13 protein-coding genes and 1 pseudogene are annotated in these 16,863 nt (G+C 62.9%); 3 read left to right on the top strand and 11 right to left on the bottom strand.

The genetic code is table 11. From position 1 onward, the window contains the following. Positions 1 to 37: 37 nt before the first annotated feature. The 4 genes from GCT13_RS10625 to GCT13_RS10640 all read right to left on the bottom strand — a co-directional run bounded on the left by GCT13_RS10625 (position 38) and on the right by GCT13_RS10640 (position 2,833). On the bottom strand, positions 38 to 1,261 hold the full coding sequence (locus GCT13_RS10625; protein WP_152757632.1) for an IscS subfamily cysteine desulfurase: 1,224 nt from the start codon (positions 1,259 to 1,261) through the stop codon (positions 38 to 40). 69 nt (positions 1,262 to 1,330) lie between these two features. After that, positions 1,331 to 1,855 (bottom strand): Fe-S cluster assembly transcriptional regulator IscR, encoded by a 525-nt coding sequence (gene iscR / locus GCT13_RS10630; protein ID WP_152757635.1) that lies wholly within the window; start codon positions 1,853 to 1,855, stop codon positions 1,331 to 1,333. Positions 1,856 to 1,965: 110 nt separating this feature from the next. Continuing rightward, entirely contained in the window at positions 1,966 to 2,493 is a 528-nt protein-coding gene (locus GCT13_RS10635; RefSeq protein WP_152757637.1) for a low molecular weight protein-tyrosine-phosphatase, read from the bottom strand. 103 nt (positions 2,494 to 2,596) lie between these two features. Beyond that, the gene (locus GCT13_RS10640; protein ID WP_152757639.1) at positions 2,597 to 2,833 is read right to left on the bottom strand and encodes a hypothetical protein; all 237 of its coding nucleotides are present in this window, start codon (positions 2,831 to 2,833) and stop codon (positions 2,597 to 2,599) included. 274 nt (positions 2,834 to 3,107) lie between these two features. On the opposite strand from GCT13_RS10640, the gene GCT13_RS10645 reads away from it, so the two are divergent. Next, positions 3,108 to 3,602 carry a hypothetical protein gene (locus GCT13_RS10645; RefSeq protein ID WP_152757641.1) on the top strand — a complete coding sequence of 165 codons (495 nt, stop codon included), beginning with the start codon at positions 3,108 to 3,110 and terminating at the stop codon, positions 3,600 to 3,602. Between the two features lie 127 nt (positions 3,603 to 3,729). Here GCT13_RS10645 and GCT13_RS10650 read toward each other — a convergent pair whose 3' ends face one another. Together GCT13_RS10650 and GCT13_RS10655 are read right to left on the bottom strand one after the other, a co-directional pair. Next, on the bottom strand, positions 3,730 to 5,142 hold the full coding sequence (locus GCT13_RS10650) for a lactate utilization protein B (RefSeq protein WP_152757643.1): 1,413 nt from the start codon (positions 5,140 to 5,142) through the stop codon (positions 3,730 to 3,732). Positions 5,143 to 5,226: 84 nt separating this feature from the next. After that, entirely contained in the window at positions 5,227 to 5,949 is a 723-nt protein-coding gene (locus GCT13_RS10655) for a (Fe-S)-binding protein (protein WP_152757645.1), read from the bottom strand. A 200-nt stretch (positions 5,950 to 6,149) separates the two neighbouring features. Here GCT13_RS10655 and GCT13_RS10660 point away from each other — a divergent pair, with 200 nt between their 5' ends. Further along, positions 6,150 to 6,959: an IclR family transcriptional regulator gene (locus GCT13_RS10660; RefSeq protein WP_152757648.1), complete on the top strand. Its 810-nt coding sequence runs from the start codon at positions 6,150 to 6,152 to the stop codon at positions 6,957 to 6,959. 128 nt (positions 6,960 to 7,087) lie between these two features. Here GCT13_RS10660 and pbpG read toward each other — a convergent pair whose 3' ends face one another. Next, positions 7,088 to 8,254, bottom strand: coding sequence for a D-alanyl-D-alanine endopeptidase (pbpG, locus tag GCT13_RS10665; RefSeq protein ID WP_152757650.1), 1,167 nt, complete (start codon positions 8,252 to 8,254; stop codon positions 7,088 to 7,090). Between the two features lie 768 nt (positions 8,255 to 9,022). Between pbpG and GCT13_RS10670 the strand changes: the two genes are divergently transcribed. Continuing rightward, the gene (locus GCT13_RS10670; RefSeq protein ID WP_012400861.1) at positions 9,023 to 9,607 is read left to right on the top strand and encodes a phasin family protein; all 585 of its coding nucleotides are present in this window, start codon (positions 9,023 to 9,025) and stop codon (positions 9,605 to 9,607) included. Positions 9,608 to 10,008: 401 nt separating this feature from the next. Here the strand turns inward: GCT13_RS10670 and lpdA are convergent, their stop codons facing one another. From lpdA to aceE, 4 genes and pseudogenes are all read right to left on the bottom strand, one after another. After that, positions 10,009 to 11,745, bottom strand: coding sequence for a dihydrolipoyl dehydrogenase (gene lpdA / locus GCT13_RS10675; RefSeq protein ID WP_321574282.1), 1,737 nt, complete (start codon positions 11,743 to 11,745; stop codon positions 10,009 to 10,011). Between the two features lie 5 nt (positions 11,746 to 11,750). Beyond that, positions 11,751 to 12,060, bottom strand: a pseudogene (locus tag GCT13_RS50825) (biotin/lipoyl-containing protein); the annotation flags it as partial. A 180-nt stretch (positions 12,061 to 12,240) separates the two neighbouring features. Further along, the gene (gene aceF / locus GCT13_RS10680) at positions 12,241 to 13,908 is read right to left on the bottom strand and encodes a dihydrolipoyllysine-residue acetyltransferase (protein ID WP_152757654.1); all 1,668 of its coding nucleotides are present in this window, start codon (positions 13,906 to 13,908) and stop codon (positions 12,241 to 12,243) included. Positions 13,909 to 13,992: 84 nt separating this feature from the next. Next, positions 13,993 to 16,692, bottom strand: a complete 2,700-nt coding sequence (aceE, locus tag GCT13_RS10685; RefSeq protein ID WP_152757656.1) for a pyruvate dehydrogenase (acetyl-transferring), homodimeric type — start codon at positions 16,690 to 16,692, stop codon at positions 13,993 to 13,995. Between the last annotated feature and the right edge of the window lie 171 nt (positions 16,693 to 16,863).

The following is a 16,863-nucleotide window of genomic DNA, read 5'->3' on the forward strand; positions in this document are numbered from 1 at the left end:
TTCAACCTGCGTTCGTGATCGACTGATTCGGGCGCGCTCAGTGCGCGGCCCACTGGATCGTCGACAGATCGATGCCGTCCTTGTGCATTTCCCACAGCGGCGACAGATCGCGCAGCTTCGCGATCTTGCTCTTCAGCAGGTTGATCACGTAATCGACGTCCTGCTCCGTCGTGAAACGGCCGACCGTGAAGCGGATCGAGCTGTGCGCCAGCTCGTCGTTGCGGCCGAGCGCGCGCAGCACATACGACGGCTCCAGCGAAGCCGACGTGCACGCCGAGCCCGACGACACCGCGACATCCTTCACCGCCATGATCAGCGACTCGCCTTCGACGAAGTTGAAGCTGATGTTCAGGTTGTGCGGCACACGCTGTTCCATGTCGCCGTTCACATACGTTTCTTCGATTTCTTGCAGCCCGCGCAGCAGCTTGTCGCGCAGCATGCGGATGCGTTCGTTTTCGGTCGCCATTTCTTCGCGCGCGATACGGAACGCTTCGCCCATGCCGACGATCTGGTGCGTAGCCAGCGTGCCCGAGCGCATGCCGCGCTCGTGGCCGCCGCCATGCATCTGCGCTTCGATGCGCACGCGCGGCTTGCGGCGCACGTACAGCGCGCCGATGCCCTTCGGGCCATACGTCTTGTGCGCCGAGAACGACATCAGGTCGACCTTCAGCTTCTGCAGGTCGATTTCGACCTTGCCCGTTGCCTGCGCCGCGTCGACGTGGAAAATGATGCCCTTCTCGCGGCAGATCTCGCCGATCGTCCCGATGTCCTGGATAACGCCGATCTCGTTGTTCACGTGCATCACCGACACGAGAATCGTCTCCGGGCGCAGCGCTGCCTTGAACGCTTCCAGATCGACCAGGCCATCGTCCTTCACGTCCAGATACGTCACTTCGAAGCCTTCGCGCTCGAGCTCGCGGCACGTGTCGAGCACGGCCTTGTGCTCGGTCTTCACCGTGATCACGTGCTTGCCCTTCGTCTTGTAGAAGTGCGCCGCGCCCTTGATCGCGAGATTGTCGGATTCCGTCGCACCCGACGTCCAGATGATTTCGCGCGGGTCGGCATTGACGAGCGCCGCGACGTTCTCGCGCGCTTCCTCGACGGCACGCTCCGCGTCCCAGCCGTACGCGTGGCTGCGCGACGCCGGATTGCCGAACTGCTCGCGCAGATACGGAATCATCTTGTCCACCACGCGCGGATCGACAGGCGTCGTCGCGCTGTAGTCCATGTAAATGGGCAGGTGGGGAATGTCGTTATTCATCAATCGCTCCGGGGACATCAGTGCATTTGGCTTTGCAGTTCTGGCGTGCGCGTCTGATTGCGCGCTCGGTCAGCCAGCCATATTGAAAACGGAATTCGGACCTTTCGGCACCACGCGCGGCTCCACGGCGGGCGCTTCGGTGCGGCGGTCGCGCAGCACGGTCGTCGCGCCTTCGCGCGAGCGCTGCTGGTCGACCAGGTCTTTCAGGGAAACGGAGTCGAGATACTCGACCATCTTCTGATTCAGCGTCGACCACAGTTCGTGCGTCATGCAATGGCCGTCGTGATGCTTCGTGCCCTCGCACGAGCCCTTGCCGCCGCATTGCGTGGCATCGAGAGGCTCGTCGACGGCGATGATGATGTCCGCCACCGTCACATCCTCGGCGCGACGCGCGAGGTTGTAGCCGCCGCCCGGCCCGCGCACGGATTCGACGATCTCGTGACGGCGCAGCTTGCCGAACAGCTGCTCGAGATAGGACAAGGAGATGTGTTGGCGCTGGCTGATACCCGCAAGCGTCACCGGGCCCTGCTCCTGGCGCAGAGCCAGGTCGATCATCGCCGTGACGGCGAAACGGCCTTTCGTGGTGAGTCTCATATCTGGTGGGAACCGCAATTCTCGACAAGTTTGGTCAAGTATAAATACATGACAGATTTAGTCAAGTATCCCCAATGTGATTTGGGTCATTCGCTTAACGAAAACTTTTGTTACAGGGTCAATTGGGGCCGAAGTGCCGCGATGAGACCACGGCAGGCGGCTTCGCATTGGTCCAGCACGATTTCGAAGCCCTCGCCGCCCCCGAAGTACGGGTCAACGACCTCGCGCATATCGAAACCTGGCGCAATTTTTTCCACTTCATCCGCGACCGACGCACCCGCATCGGCCGCAAATTCCATCAGCAGGCGAATCTTGTCGCGCTGCGCGGGCGGACAGATCTGTCTGAGCGCTGCGACGTTCTTATCGTCCATCGCCACGATCAGATCGAAGCGCTCGAAATCGGCGGCGGTGATCTGACGCCCGCGAAATGTCGACAAATCGTAACCGCGGCTTTTGGCCGCGCGCTGCGCGCGCTCGTCCGGTGCCTCGCCGATGTGCCAGTCGCCCGTGCCCGCCGAATCGACGATCACGTGATCCGTCAGCTTCGCTTCGGCCAGCATGTGCCGCATGACGCCTTCCGCCGTCGGGGAACGGCAGATGTTCCCAAGGCACACGAAGCAGATGGCGACGGTATTCATCAATGGCTGAGCGGCCCAGCCGCATATGTCATAAAAGGTGAAACAGTGCCGCGATTATACAAAGCCGTGCAAAATCACGCCGGCGCCGCGCCAGCCTTGCTGCTCAAAGCGGCTGGGCCGGCATGCGGGCGGCCGGGTGCGTCGTGGCGGCGGGCATCGACGCTTCGCCGCCGACGTATCCGTAAGACACTGCGCGCGCCAGTTCCGCCGAGACACGGTCGGCAGCGAGCGGCGACTGCGACGATTGCGCACCGGCGTCGTTATACAGGTGCAGGTACGCAGCGGCCGCAAGCGGCACGATGATTGCCCAAGGCCAATACACCGATATTTTCTTTTTCATGATGTCGTTCTCTCAAAGCGGGCCGAGTTGCACAGACGCACTTTGCCCAGTGGAAATGGTAGATGAAGGCGCAATCCGGAAAAACCCACCCCAAGACAACTCTGCGTTGCAGTCGGATGAACAGTCGGACCACTGACCAATTTGCAGTCGCCGTTAGCCCGCGCCTTTCGGGAGCCGAAAGAAATCCTTACAAAAGCACACACAGGTAATACTCAGCTGGCGCTACAAATAACGCATGGGCAATGTGCCTCTCGTTAGTCTGTCTAACACTCAAATGAAACGTCTTATTCCTTCTCTCGCACCCATTGCCGTGACCGTCTGCGCGGCTGCAGCACTCGGTGGCTGTGCGGCCTATCCGTATGGTGGAGCGCCCGCCTATGGCTACAGCGACGGCTACTACGACCCTTACGGGGCGCCCGCCTACGGCTATGCGGAGCCGCCTGTGCAATCGAGCCTGTTCCTCGGCTTCGGCGGCGGCGGCTATTCGGGCCGCGACTACGACCACCGTCATTGGGGCGGCTGGGGCGACCGTGGCCATGATCACGATCGCGGAAACGGGAACGATCACCGCGGACCGAACGGCGGCGTGCCGCACGGGCCGCCGCCGCAAGCGAACAACCCGCCGATGAACGCGGGTGGCGGCGGGCACGGCGCCCGGCCACCGGCTCAGCCAAATGGGGGGCAACCGCAAGGCGGCAATCGGGGCGGCGGCGGAGATCGCGGTGGCAGCCGCAACCCTTTGGGCGGCGGCCAGAGCAGCTGGCACTGACGGGCGGCGCGTGCCGACAGGCTTCTATCCGAGGCCCAAGAACAAGAGGCTGCATCGCTCAGGCGATGCAGCCTCTTTCTGTTAATGCCTTCGATGCTGGCGATGCCGTCGACGAGCGAGCAGCCCGCTATCCCATATGCGTCTTGCTCGCGGCATATAGCTCGCGGAACGTGCGCCCGACGGGCGCGGGCATCTCGCGCGTGTTCGTCCAGCCTGCGCCGAGCGGCAGCTTCGCAATCGATTTCCTGCTACCGCCCATCCGCTCCAGGATTCGCACGGCGAGCTTCGTGAAGAGTCCATAAGCCGACGGGTGCATCGCGAGATAGCCCCACACGGCGAGCCCGAACCGCTCCTGCCACGGCCGCAGATGACGTTCCATCTGCCGCTCGCGCAGCTTGCGCAGCAGGTCCGACAGCGGAATGCCGACGGGACACACGCTATTGCATTCGCCGCACAGCGTCGCGGCCTGCGGCAGGTCGAGCGCCTTCTCGATGCCGACGTAGCTCGGCGTCAGCACCGAGCCCATCGGCCCCGGATAGACCCAGCCGTACGTGTGGCCGCCGACCTTCTGATACACCGGGCAATGGTTCATGCACGCACCGCAGCGGATACAACGCAGCATCTCCTGGAAGTCGCCGCCGATCAGCCCGGTGCGCCCGCCGTCGACGAGCACCACATACATATGCTCCGGCCCGTCCTGATCGTCCGCGGCGCGCGGCCCTGTCAGCACGGAGAAATAGTTCGAGATATCCTGCCCCGTCGCCGAGCGCGGCAGCAGACGCATGGCCGTCGCGAGATCCTCGAGGGTCGGCAGCACTTTCTCGATGCCCGTTACCGCGACGTGCACGCGTGGCATCACCGTACACATGCCCTCATTGCCCTCGTTGGTCACGAGCGCGACCGACCCTGTTTCCGCGATCACGAAGTTGCCGCCCGTCACGCCCATGTCGGCCGTCATGAAATGCGGACGCAGCATCTCGCGCGCTTCACGCGTCATCTCGGGGATTTCAGTCAGACGCGGCCGCTGGTGCGTCTTCGCGAACAGATCGGCGATCTCTTCCTTGTCCTTGTGGACGACGGGCGCAATGATGTGACTCGGCGGTTCGTTATCGTTGATCTGCAGGATGTACTCGCCGAGATCGGTTTCGATCGACTGCACACCCATCTGTCCGAGCACCTCGTTCAGGCGCATCTCCTCGGACACCATCGACTTCGTCTTGATCACCTTCTTCACGTCGTGCTTGCGCGCGATATCGGCGACGAGCTTCGCGGCGTCCTGCGTCGTCTCGGCGAACAGCACGGTGACGCCGCGTCGCGTCGCCTCGCGCTCGAACGTTTCGAGCCAGACGTCGAGGTTCTGCAACGCGCGGTCGCGGCGCTCCTTGAGCGCGGCGCGCGTCGCCGGAAAGTCGATCGCGGTCATCGCCGACGCACGCGCCGACACGAATTTCGTCGATAGCTTGGTCAGATTCTGCTGAAGGCGCTGGTCCGCGAGTTTCTGGCCCGCGCGCGCCTTGAACTGCATCGTTTGGACTTGCATGACGGCCTTGGGGATCGGGTTATCGATGTTGACTGCCAGCTGCTGACTGCCGTTGACTGCAGTGCTCGGGCCAGAACGCGCGGCTTACGCGTCGCCCGCCAGCACCTGCGCGATATGCAGCACGCGCGTGGTCGTATCGCCCGTGCGACGCAGGCGCCCTTCGATGTTCAGCATGCAGCCGAGATCGCCGAGCACGACGGTATTCGCGCCGCTTGCCTGAATGTTGCCGCATTTCTCGTCGACGATCGCCGTCGAGATATCGCCGAACTTCAGCGCGAAGGTGCCGCCGAAGCCGCAACAGTGCTCGCAGTTCTTCATCTCGGTCACAGCGACGCCCGCCTGCGCGAGCAGCGCGCGCGGCTGCTCCTTGACGCCCAGTTCGCGCAGACCCGAACACGAATCGTGATACGTGACGGGCCCCCGGAAGTCGCCCGGCGTCAGTTCGATCTTCGCGACGGTGGCGAGAAAATCGGTCAGTTCATAGACCTTCGGACGCAGGCGCGCGAAGCGGCCCATCAGCTCCGGATCGTTCGCGAAAAGATCGCCATAGTGCGTGCGGATCATCCCGCCGCAAGACCCCGACGGCACGACCACATAGTCGTACTGCTCGAACTCGCGCAGCGTCTTTTCCGCTAGATCGCGCGCAATGCCGCGATCGCCGGAGTTGTAGGCCGGCTGCCCGCAGCACGTTTGCGCCGGCGGCACGAAGACTTCGAAGCCTGCGCGCTCGATCAGCTTGATCGCGGAAAAGCCGATTTCGGGGCGCATCAGATCGATCAGGCAGGTGACGAAAAAACCGACTCGCATGAGTGCTCCTACGGGGAAACGTCCCTGATTATCCGCTGTTTGGCGCGCAATACCAACGCGTGACGGCCCCTACGCGCAATGAACCCGCAGTGAGCCGCACGGCGCCGCCCGTCGACGACAATTTCGACCGGCGTTCGCTTTTTTCACAATACGAGATACAATCTGTCTTCCGCTGTTTGACGCGTCAACCGTTTGGCCTTATGAGCGATACGAACCCGGACCCCAAAACCTCGATCCAGGTGATCGAGCGCATGATGCGCCTGCTGGACGCCCTCGCCGCGCACAGCGATCCCGTCAGTCTGAAGGAGCTTGCGCAGCGCACCGATCTTCACCCGTCCACTGCCCACCGGATCCTGAACGACATGGTGACGTGCCGGCTCGTGGACCGTTCCGACCCCGGCACTTACCGTCTCGGCATGCGGCTGCTGGAACTCGGCAATCTCGTGAAAGCGCGCCTGTCGGTGCGCGACGCCGCGCTGATGCCGATGCGCGAACTGCATAGGCTGACGGGCCAGACCGTGAACCTGTCGGTGCGCCAGGGCGATGAGATCGTCTACATCGAACGCGCCTACTCCGAACGCTCGGGCATGCAGGTCGTGCGCGCAATCGGCGGCCGCGCGCCGCTGCATCTGACCTCCGTCGGCAAGCTCTTTCTCGCCGCGGACGAATCGACCCGCGTGCGCGCGTATGCGACCCGCACGGGTCTGTCCGGCCATACGCAGAACAGCATCACCGATCTCGCGAAGCTCGAACGTGAGCTGTTGCATGTGCGCCAGCAAGCCTGCGCGCGCGACAACGAGGAGCTGGAGCTGGGCGTGCGGTGCATCGCGGCGGGCATCTACGACGATACGGGCAAGCTGGTCGCTGGTCTGTCGCTTTCCGCGCCCGCCGACCGCCTGCAGGATTCGTGGCTCGGTCAGTTGAGCAAGACGGCGCTCGTGATTTCCGAGTCGCTCGGCTATCACCCGCAGGAGCAACAAGCCGCTACGTCACCGGCGCAATCCGCGTGATTTACGTCTTGCCGCGTAATACGTCTGCAAGACGTTCGAATCCACGCAATCGAGTTTGAATCGACGCAATCAAAAAGCCCCGCTGATGCGGGGCTTTTTGTTGGGCTTCGTCGGGATGACGCTTGCGCTCACGTGCCTGCGCCGTTGGCGTCCGCGCTCGTGATGCGCTGTTCGCCGCCGTTGTCCAGCCACGTACGCAGACGCTGAGCGTCCGCGAAACGCGAATACTTGCCGGACGAATCGAGCAGCACCAGGATCATCGGGCGATCGTGAATTGTCGCCTGCATTACGAGGCACTCGCCTGCTTCGTTGATGAAGCCCGTCTTCTGCAGGCCGATATCCCACGACGAATTGCGCACCAGCGCGTTCGTGCTGTTGTACGCGATCGTGCGCTTGCCCGTGTACACCTCGTAGCTGCGATCCGTCGAGAACCTGCGGATCATCGGGTACTGATACGCGGCATTGACCATCTTCACGAGGTCGCGCGCGCTCGCTACGTTCTGGCTCGTCAGGCCCGTCGGGTTCTCGAAGTGCGTGTCGGTCATGCCGAGCGCCTTCGCCTTCGCGTTCATCGCCGCCATGAAAGCGGGACGGCCGCCCGGGAAATAGCGCGACAGCGCAGCTGCGGCGCGGTTTTCCGACGCCATCAGCGCGATATGCAGCATGTCTTCACGCGAGAGCACCGAACCGACGGACAGACGCGAGCCCGTGTTCTTCTCGTAGTCGCGGTCTTCGTCCGTAACTTCGATCTGCTCGGTCATCGGCGCCTTCGAATCGAGCACGACCATCGCCGTCATCAGCTTGGTGATCGACGCGATGGGCACGACCGCGCGCGAGTTCTTGTCAAACAGCGTCTCTGACGTATTCTGGTCGACCACATAAGCGACGCTCGAACGCAGCATCAGCGCATCAGGCGTCTCGTGCAGCCCGAACGCCGTGCCGACCGACGGCTGACGCGGTTCGAACGCGACGCGGCGAACGGCCGTGTGATGCCGGCCATTCATTGAGTACGCGACGCGGCGCTTCTTCGAAACGGGACGGGATTCTTCGTCGTTGGCGACGGCCGCCGCCTTCACGGCTTTCGACGACCGGCTGGAGACCTTCTCGGCAGCCGCTTTTCTGGACGACTTCTTGCCTGCTTTCGCGGCTTTGGCGGGCGCCGTGGCAGACGCGGCGAACGCGTCGACGGGAGCGGCAAAAGCCGCTGCGATGACCACCGAGGCAGCCACCGACAGAGCGGTGCTGAGCGCCGCGCCGTGCATCACTTTCAGTGACGAAAACATGTCGGTTTTCATTGGTGTTCTGGTTGGAGCGGCGAGAGAGTTTTCGCCAGTGTAGTAAAACAGTTAAAAATTAGCAATATTAAGCACTTATCGACCTTCCTTAAACCAAGTTGTCAGGCTTCGTTAAGAAAGACAATAAGCCACGGGTGCGCCATCGAAAATGCCAATGACGCGCCGGCATGTCGCCAATGCCTTGCCACTGAACGGGACTCACTCGATCAGCATATCGGCATATTCGACAGAAACTTGATCAGGGGAAGTACGGTCGCGTACGGTAGAGAATCGATCCGACTCGCAAACGTCCCGGAACGTGTTGCCGTCCGCACCCAATGCGCGTTTCGCAGACACTACAAGCCGCTCGACTTTTAAGCGACCACTGGATACAGCACAGCGCGCGTTTGACCGGAATGGAGTTTTAACGTTCCGCTACGGTTTTCGGTTTACCCGGGAATTTTACCTTTTCGACCAAAAATGTGCCGCTGGCGCGTCTCCGTCTTTCGCAGCTTGGGAGAGCGCATATTTTGCGGCACCACATCAGTGCAAACCCTAGTGTGCGGGCGCTTCACCGCAATGTCATAAACGCTACATAACCTACTGTTCTAGCAACGGTTTCTATGCGTTGTGCGTTGCACAAAATAGTTCTTGACTTCCATCAGAGCCGTCCTAAAATGGGAACCATTGCTGCGACGCACAACGCACTGCGGACCAGCGAACCCATCCGATCTGCAGTTAACCCAACTCGGTCCGCAATAGACGGGCCGGTAATCCAGGAGCGTAAACATGACTCTGCTGACCCCTGAGCAATTCGCCGCAGCGCAGAAGGCCAACCTCGAAACCCTGTTCGGCCTGACCTCGAAGGCATTCGAAGGCGTCGAAAAGCTGGTCGAGCTGAATCTGCAAGTCGTCAAGTCGACGATCGCGGAAAGCCAGGAAAACGCACAACGCGCGCTGTCGGTGAAGGACGCACAAGAACTGCTCGCGCTGCAAGCAGGCCTGACGCAGCCGGTGGCGGAAAAGGTTCTGTCGTATGGCCGTCACCTGTACGAAATCGCGTCGGCTACGCAAGCTGAATTTGCACGCGTCGCAGAAGCTCAATACGAAGAGCAGAACAAGAAGGTGCAAGCACTCGTCGAGAACGTCGCGAAGAACGCACCGGCTGGTTCGGAAACGGCTGTCGCCGTGATCAAGTCGGCCATCACGGCTGCTAACACGACGTACGAAACGGTTCACAAGGCAACGAAGCAGGCTGTCGAAATCGCTGAAAGCAACTTCAACGCGGCTGCAACGGCTGCATCGAAGGCCGCTTCGCAAGCTGCTGCTCAGGCTTCGCGTACGGCAGCATCGGCCAAGAAGGCTGCTGTCTAAGAATCAACGAAACGGTTTCAACGGATCGGGCCTCACCCGCGCCTGACGGATGCTCCATCATCCGTCGAGGCGCAGCCGCGAGAAACACTGTCGAAGTGACTGGCGGAACGGAATGGCGCCGCACGGTCAACGCTTCGGTGACCGGGCGGCCAGACGCTCCGATACGTTAAACAGCGTATCGTTTCCCCGGCTCAGGCCGGGATTTTTTTGCCCGCTCGCTAAGCATTCGCTTCGCTATCTGCCTCACCGCGCGTTTCGTGCAAGGCGCGACGGCGCGGCGGCGGCAATCGCGACGCTGCCCGCGACACCCATGAAAAACGGCGCGCCCTCTTTCGAGGGACGCGCCGTTATCACATGCGCTGAACGCGAAAGCGGCGTGACGAACTCACGCCGCTCGCCGCTCACTTCTTCTTCTGCGGCGGCAGATCCGTACAGACGCCTTCATACAGTTCGGCGGCCATGCCAATCGATTCGCCCAGCGTCGGGTGCGGATGGATCGTCTTGCCGATATCCGTTGCATCGGCACCCATCTCGATCGCGAGACACACTTCGCTGATCAGGTCGCCCGCATTCAGGCCGACGATGCCGCCGCCGATCACGCGATGCGTTTCTTCGTCGAAGATCAGCTTCGTGAAGCCTTCGTCGCGGCCGTTGGCGATCGCGCGACCCGACGCAGCCCACGGGAACACCGCCTTGCCGTACTTGATGCCTTCGGCCTTGCACTGGTCTTCCGTCTTGCCCGCCCACGCCACTTCCGGATCGGTGTAGGCCACCGACGGAATCTGCAGCGCGTCGAAGTACGCCTTTTCGCCATGCGCCGCTTCCGCCGCGACGTGGCCTTCATGCACGGCCTTGTGCGCGAGCATCGGCTGGCCGATGACGTCGCCGATCGCGAAGATGTGCGGCACGTTGGTGCGCTGCTGCCGGTCGACGTCGATGAAGCCGCGATCCGTCACGGCCACGCCTGCCTTGTCCGCGCCGATCTTCTTGCCGTTCGGGCTGCGGCCCACGGCGACGAGCACGAGGTCGTAGCGCTGCGGCTCTGCGGGCGCCTTCTCGCCTTCGAACGATACGTAGATGCCGTCCGGCTTCGCTTCGGCGGCCGTGGTCTTCGTCTTCAGCATGACGTTGGCGAAACGCTGGCTGTTGAACTTCTCCCAGACCTTCACGAGATCGCGGTCCGCGCCCAGCATCAGGCCGTCGAGCATTTCGACGACATCGATCTGCGCGCCGAGCGTCGCGTAAACCGTCGCCATTTCCAGCCCGATGATGCCGCCGCCGATCACGAGCATGCGCTTCGGAATCTGGGGCAGTTCGAGTGCGCCCGTCGAATCGACGACGCGCGGATCTTCCGGAATGAACGGCAGCTTCACGGCTTGCGAGCCGGCCGCGATGATCGCCTGCTTGAAGCGGACGACCTTCTTGCCGCTCTCGCCCTGCACTTCCATATGATGCGGATCGACGAACGTGCCGACACCCGTGACGACTTCGACCTTGCGCGCCTTCGCCATGCCGGCGAGACCGCCCGTCAGCTTCTTGACGACGCCCGACTTGAAATCGCGCAGCTTGTCGAGATCGATCTGCGGCTTGCCGAACGAGATGCCGTGGGCGGCGAGTTCGTCCACTTCGTCCATGACGAGCGCCGTGTGCAGCAGCGCCTTCGACGGAATGCAGCCGACGTTCAGACACACGCCGCCGAGCGTCGGGTAACGCTCGACGAGCACCGTCTTCATGCCGAGGTCGGCTGAGCGGAATGCGGCCGAGTAACCGCCGGGTCCCGCGCCGAGCACGAGCATGTCGCACTCGATGTCGGCCGAGCCGGAATAGCTGCCCGCTTGCGGCGCGGGCGCAGCAGCGGGAGCCGATGCAGGAGCCGCTGCCTTCGGTGCAGCCGCAGCCGCGCCGCCTGCGCCTTCCAGCAGCACGATCACAGTGCCTTCGGAAACGGCATCGCCGACCTTGACCTTCACTTCCTTGACCACGCCAGCCGCAGGGCTGGGCACGTCCATCGTCGCCTTGTCCGACTCGAGCGTGATGAGCGACTGCTCCTTCTCGACGCGGTCGCCGGCCCTCACGGCGATTTCGATGACGGGCACATCCTTGTAGTCGCCGATGTCCGGCACCTTGATCTCCTGCACGCCGCCTGCCGTCGATGCAGCAGCGGGCGCGGGCGCCGGTGCGGCCTTCTCCGGTTCCTTGCTGGCGTTGGCTTCGCCGGACGTTTCGACGAGGGCGATGACGGTGCCCTGCGAAACCTTGTCGCCGGCCTTGATGCGGACTTCCTTGACGGTGCCGGCCGTATCGCTCGGCACTTCCATCGACGCCTTATCCGATTCGAGCGTCAGCAGCGACTGCTCTTTTTCAATCGTGTCACCCGGCTTGATATTGACTTCGATGACATCGACGTCCTTGAAATCGCCGATGTCCGGCACCTTCACTTCGACGAGACTCATAGTGTCCCCTTCTCTTATTGACCGTGTTGAAAGAAGGCCGCGAAAACGCTGAACCGCGACAGCAGGCGCAGGCCCGATGCCGTCCGCCAGCAAGGCGACACGGCAAAGCAGGTTCAGCGAAGGCGCCTGAACGAACGCATCGACGCGACGTTCAGGCGCCAGCGGCTATCACATCAACAATCAAAGAATCACACGCCGGAAATCGGCAAGAATCGACCCAAGATACGCATTGAAGCGCGCGGCTTCGGCGCCATCGATCACGCGATGGTCATACGACAGCGACAGCGGCAGCGTCAGGCGCGGCACGAACTGCTTGCCGTCCCACACCGGCTTCATCGCGCTGCGCGACAGGCCCAGGATCGCGACTTCGGGCGCATTGATGATCGGCGTGAAGTTCGTGCCTCCGATGCCGCCGAGCGACGAGATCGAGAAGCAGCCGCCTTGCATCTGGTCGGGCTTGAGCTTGCCCTCGCGAGCGAGCTTCGACAGCTCCGCCATTTCCTTCGCGATATCGACGAGCCCCTTCTTGTCCGCATCGCGGATCACGGGCACGACGAGACCGTTCGGCGTATCGGCGGCGAACCCGACGTGGTAGTACTGCTTGAACACGAGGTTGTCGCCGTCGAGGCTCGCATTGAACGTCGGAAACTTCTTGAGCGCCCCGACGACGGCCTTGATCACGAACGCGAGCATCGTGAACTTCACACCCGCTTTTTCGTGCTCTTTGTTCAGTTGCACGCGCAGCGCTTCGAGGTCGGTGATGTCCGCTTCGTCGTTGTTCGTGACGTGCGGAATCATCACCCAGTTGCGATGCAGGTTCGCGCCGGAAATCTTCTTGATGCGCGACAGCGGCTTCGGATCGATTGGGCCGAACTTCGTGAAGTCGATCTTCGGCCACGGCAGCAGGCCGAGTTCGCCGCCGCCTGCAGCAGCCGGCGCGGCAGCCGCGCCAGGCGCCGCGCGCTGGCCCGTCATCACGCCCTTGACGAACGCGGTGACGTCGTCTTGCGTAATGCGTCCCTTCGGACCCGTGCCTTGCACGCGCGACACGTCGACGCCCAGTTCGCGCGCAAACTTGCGCACCGACGGCGACGCATGGCTCGCTCGATACGCGCCGCCTTCGCCTGCCGGAATGACGGGAGCCTGCGCGAGCGCGGACGGTTGAGCAGGCGCCGGCGACGGCGCGACGGGCGCGTCGGACGGCGCTTCTTCGTGCTTCGCGGCAGCGGGGGCCGGGGCCGGCGCGGCCGCGCCGCCCTCGGCTTCGAGCAGCACGATCAGCGTGCCTTCGGAGACGGCATCGCCGACCTTGACCTTCACTTCCTTGACGATGCCGGCGGCCGGGCTCGGCACGTCCATCGTCGCTTTGTCCGATTCGAGCGTGACGAGCGACTGCTCCTTCTCGACGCGATCGCCGACCTTCACGGCGACTTCGATCACGGGCACGTCCTTGTAGTCGCCGATATCCGGCACCTTCACTTCCTGCACGCCGCCACCCTTCGCAGCGGAAGCCGGAGCAGCGGCAGGAGCCGGCGCAGGCGCCGCCGCGGCAGGCGCGGGCGCAGCCGCTCCGTTGCCTTGCGCGGGCTTCGCGGCAGCGGCACCGCCTTCGCCGTCGAGCAGCACGATCAGCGTACCTTCCGACACCGTATCGCCAAGCTTGACCTTCACTTCCTTCACCGTGCCCGATGCCGGGCTCGGCACATCCATCGTCGCCTTGTCGGATTCCAGCGTGACGAGCGACTGCTCTTTCTCGACGGTATCACCCGCCTTCACCAGCACCTCGATTACAGGAATATCCTTGTAATCGCCGATGTCCGGTACCTTGACTTCGATCGCTTGGCTCATTGTTTTCTGTCTCCAGGGCCGCGCGCACCTCAGCCGCCCGCTTCGGGCGACGAGGTGCGCGTCAGGGGCTCGCGGGGGGATGCCTTAGACGGTCATCGGGTTGGGTTTGGACGGATCGAGGTTGTACTTCTTCAGCGCGTCGGCCACGACCTTGCGCTCGATCGTACCCTCGTCGGCCAGCGCGTTCAGCGCAGCGACCGTGGTCCAGTAGCGGTCGACTTCGAAGAAGTGACGCAGCTTCTCGCGCGTATCCGAGCGGCCGAAGCCGTCGGTGCCCAGCACGACGAAGCGTTGCGGCACGAACGCGCGGATCTGCTCGACGAGCGCGCGGACATAGTCGGTCGAGGCGACGACGGGGCCCTTCGCGTCTTTCAGCAGATTCTCGACATGCGACAGCTTCTTCTCGGCCAGCGGGTTCAGCAGGTTCTGACGCTGCACTTCGTGGCCTTCGCGAGCGAGTTCCGTGAAGCTCGGCACGCTCCACAGATCGGCCTCGACGCCCCAGTCGTTCTTCAGCAGGTCGGCGGCGGCGATCACTTCATTGAAGATCGTGCCCGCGCCCATCAGCTGCACACGCGGCGCCTTCGCGTTGTCCGCGCCCTTGCGGAACGCGTACATGCCCTTGATGATGTCCTTCGCCACGCTCTCGCCCTGCGGGATCGCCGGGTGCTCGTAGTTCTCGTTCATCACCGTGACGTAATAGAACACGTCTTCCTGCTCCTGCACCATGCGGCGCAGACCGTCCTGCATGATGACGGCGAGTTCGTAGCCGAACGTCGGGTCATAGCTGATGCAGTTCGGCACGGATGCCGCCCACAGCAGCGAATGGCCGTCTTCGTGCTGCAGGCCTTCGCCGTTGAGCGTCGTGCGGCCTGCCGTGCCGCCCAGCAGGAAGCCGCGCGAACGCATGTCGCCTGCCGCCCAGGCCAGATCGCCGATGCGCTGGAAGCCGAACATCGAGTAGAAGATGTAGAACGGGATCATGATCTCGCCGTGCGTCGAGTACGACGTCGCCGCTGCGATCCAGTCCGACATGCCGCCCGCTTCGTTGATGCCTTCCTGCAGGATCTGGCCCGTCGTCGATTCCTTGTAGAACATCAGCTGGTCGGAGTCTTCCGGCACGTACTTCTGGCCGTCCTGATTCCAGATGCCGATCTGACGGAACAGACCTTCCATGCCGAACGTGCGCGACTCGTCCGGCACGATGGGCACGACGCGCTTGCCGATCGCCTTGTCCTTCAACAGGATGTTGAGGATGCGCACGAACGCCATCGTCGTCGAAATCTCGCGGCCTTCGCCCGTGCCCTTCAAAAGCGGCTCGAATGCGTCGAGCGCTGGAACGGGCAGCGATTCCGCCTTCTGGCGGCGCGCCGGCAGATAGCCGCCTAGTTCCTGACGGCGGGCGCGCATGTATTCGAGTTCCTTCGAGCCTTCCTCGAACGTGAGATACGGCACGTGCGCGATCTCCTCGTCCGAGACGGGCAGACGGAACTGATCGCGGAAGTGCTTGAGCGCCTCCACCTGCATCTTCTTCTGCTGGTGGGTGATGTTCATCGCCTGGCCGGCTTCGCCCATGCCGTAGCCCTTGATCGTCTTCGCGAGGATCACGGTCGGCTGGCCCTTCTTCTGCGTCGCGGCGTGGAATGCCGCGTAAATCTTGTGCGGATCGTGGCCGCCGCGATTCAGGTTCCAGATGTCGTCATCGGACCAGTCGGCGACGAGCGCCTTCAGCTCCGGCGTGTTGAAGAAGTGCTCGCGGACAAATGCGCCCGACTCCGACTTGTACGTCTGGTATTCGCCGTCGACGACTTCCATCATCCGGCGCATCAGCGCGCCCGACTTGTCGCGCGCGAAGAGCGCATCCCAGCGGCTGCCCCAGATCACCTTGATGACGTTCCAGCCTGCGCCGCGGAATTCGCTTTCCAGTTCCTGGATGATCTTGCCGTTGCCGCGCACGGGACCGTCGAGGCGCTGCAGGTTGCAGTTGATCACGAACACGAGGTTGTCGAGACGCTCGCGGCCGGCCATGCCAATTGCGCCGAGCGATTCCGGCTCATCCGTTTCGCCGTCACCGAGGAACGCCCACACCTTGCGGCCGTCCGTCTTCGCGATGCCGCGCGCCTGCAGGTACTTCATGAAGCGCGCCTGGTAGATCGCCATGATCGGGCCGAGGCCCATCGACACCGTCGGGAACTGCCAGAAGTCGGGCATCAGCCACGGGTGCGGATACGACGAGATGCCCTCGCCGCCCACTTCCTGTCGGAAGTGGTCGAGCTGCCTGTCGGACAGGCGGCCGAGCAGGAACGCACGCGAGTAGACGCCCGGCGACGAGTGGCCCTGGACGAACACGAGGTCGCCGCCGTGATCTTTGGACGGCGCGTGCCAGAAGTGGTTGAAGCCGACGTCGTACAGCGTCGCGGCCGACGCGAACGATGCGATGTGGCCGCCGACGTTGGTTTCCTTGCCGGCGCGCAGCACCATCGCCATCGCGTTCCACCGCGTGTACGAGCGGATGCGGTGCTCGACGTCCTGGTCGCCCGGAATATTCGCCTGATTCGCGACGGGGATCGTGTTGATGTACGGGGTGTTGGCGGAGAACGGCAGATGCTCGCCATGCACGCGGGCAAATTCGATCTGCTTCTCGATGAGGTAGTGAGCGCGGTCGGGACCGACAGCAGAAATCACGCCATCTAGCGCTTCGAGCCATTCGGCGGTTTCTTGCGGGTCGCCATCGTCTTTGGCGTTGGCGACGTACTTCATGACTTCGTCGGGTACAGCGGACATGCTCGTCTCCTGGATATGGGGAACGCACTGTGAACAGGCGGCGCGGACGAACCTCGACCGCGGCAGCTTCCGGCCGATTGTAATAAGGCCCACAATGCCTGCGCAAGGAAATTTTCAGATTACGAGAGCGTTTCTCATAATGCGGAAAATTGTTGCGGCGCACCCTGGTTT

The organism is Paraburkholderia franconis (assembly GCF_009362735.1).
Taxonomy (GTDB): domain Bacteria; phylum Pseudomonadota; class Gammaproteobacteria; order Burkholderiales; family Burkholderiaceae; genus Paraburkholderia; species Paraburkholderia franconis.

Excerpts from the sequence above, each read along its gene's own strand:
- iscR (WP_152757635.1), bottom strand. The coding sequence starts at position 1,855 with ATGAGACTCACCACGAAAGGCCGTTTCGCCGTCACGGCGATGATCGAC.
- GCT13_RS10655 (WP_152757645.1), bottom strand. The coding sequence starts at position 5,949 with ATGCGAGTCGGTTTTTTCGTCACCTGCCTGATCGATCTGATGCGCCCC.
- aceF (WP_152757654.1), bottom strand. The coding sequence starts at position 13,908 with ATGAGCCAAGCGATCGAAGTCAAGGTACCGGACATCGGCGATTACAAG.
- aceE (WP_152757656.1), bottom strand. The coding sequence starts at position 16,692 with ATGTCCGCTGTACCCGACGAAGTCATGAAGTACGTCGCCAACGCCAAA.
- pbpG (WP_152757650.1), bottom strand. The coding sequence starts at position 8,254 with ATGAAAACCGACATGTTTTCGTCACTGAAAGTGATGCACGGCGCGGCG.
- GCT13_RS10645 (WP_152757641.1), top strand. The coding sequence starts at position 3,108 with ATGAAACGTCTTATTCCTTCTCTCGCACCCATTGCCGTGACCGTCTGC.
- GCT13_RS10660 (WP_152757648.1), top strand. The coding sequence starts at position 6,150 with ATGAGCGATACGAACCCGGACCCCAAAACCTCGATCCAGGTGATCGAG.
- GCT13_RS10650 (WP_152757643.1), bottom strand. The coding sequence starts at position 5,142 with ATGCAAGTCCAAACGATGCAGTTCAAGGCGCGCGCGGGCCAGAAACTC.
- GCT13_RS10640 (WP_152757639.1), bottom strand. The coding sequence starts at position 2,833 with ATGAAAAAGAAAATATCGGTGTATTGGCCTTGGGCAATCATCGTGCCG.
- GCT13_RS10635 (WP_152757637.1), bottom strand. The coding sequence starts at position 2,493 with ATGAATACCGTCGCCATCTGCTTCGTGTGCCTTGGGAACATCTGCCGT.
- GCT13_RS10670 (WP_012400861.1), top strand. The coding sequence starts at position 9,023 with ATGACTCTGCTGACCCCTGAGCAATTCGCCGCAGCGCAGAAGGCCAAC.
- GCT13_RS10625 (WP_152757632.1), bottom strand. The coding sequence starts at position 1,261 with ATGAATAACGACATTCCCCACCTGCCCATTTACATGGACTACAGCGCG.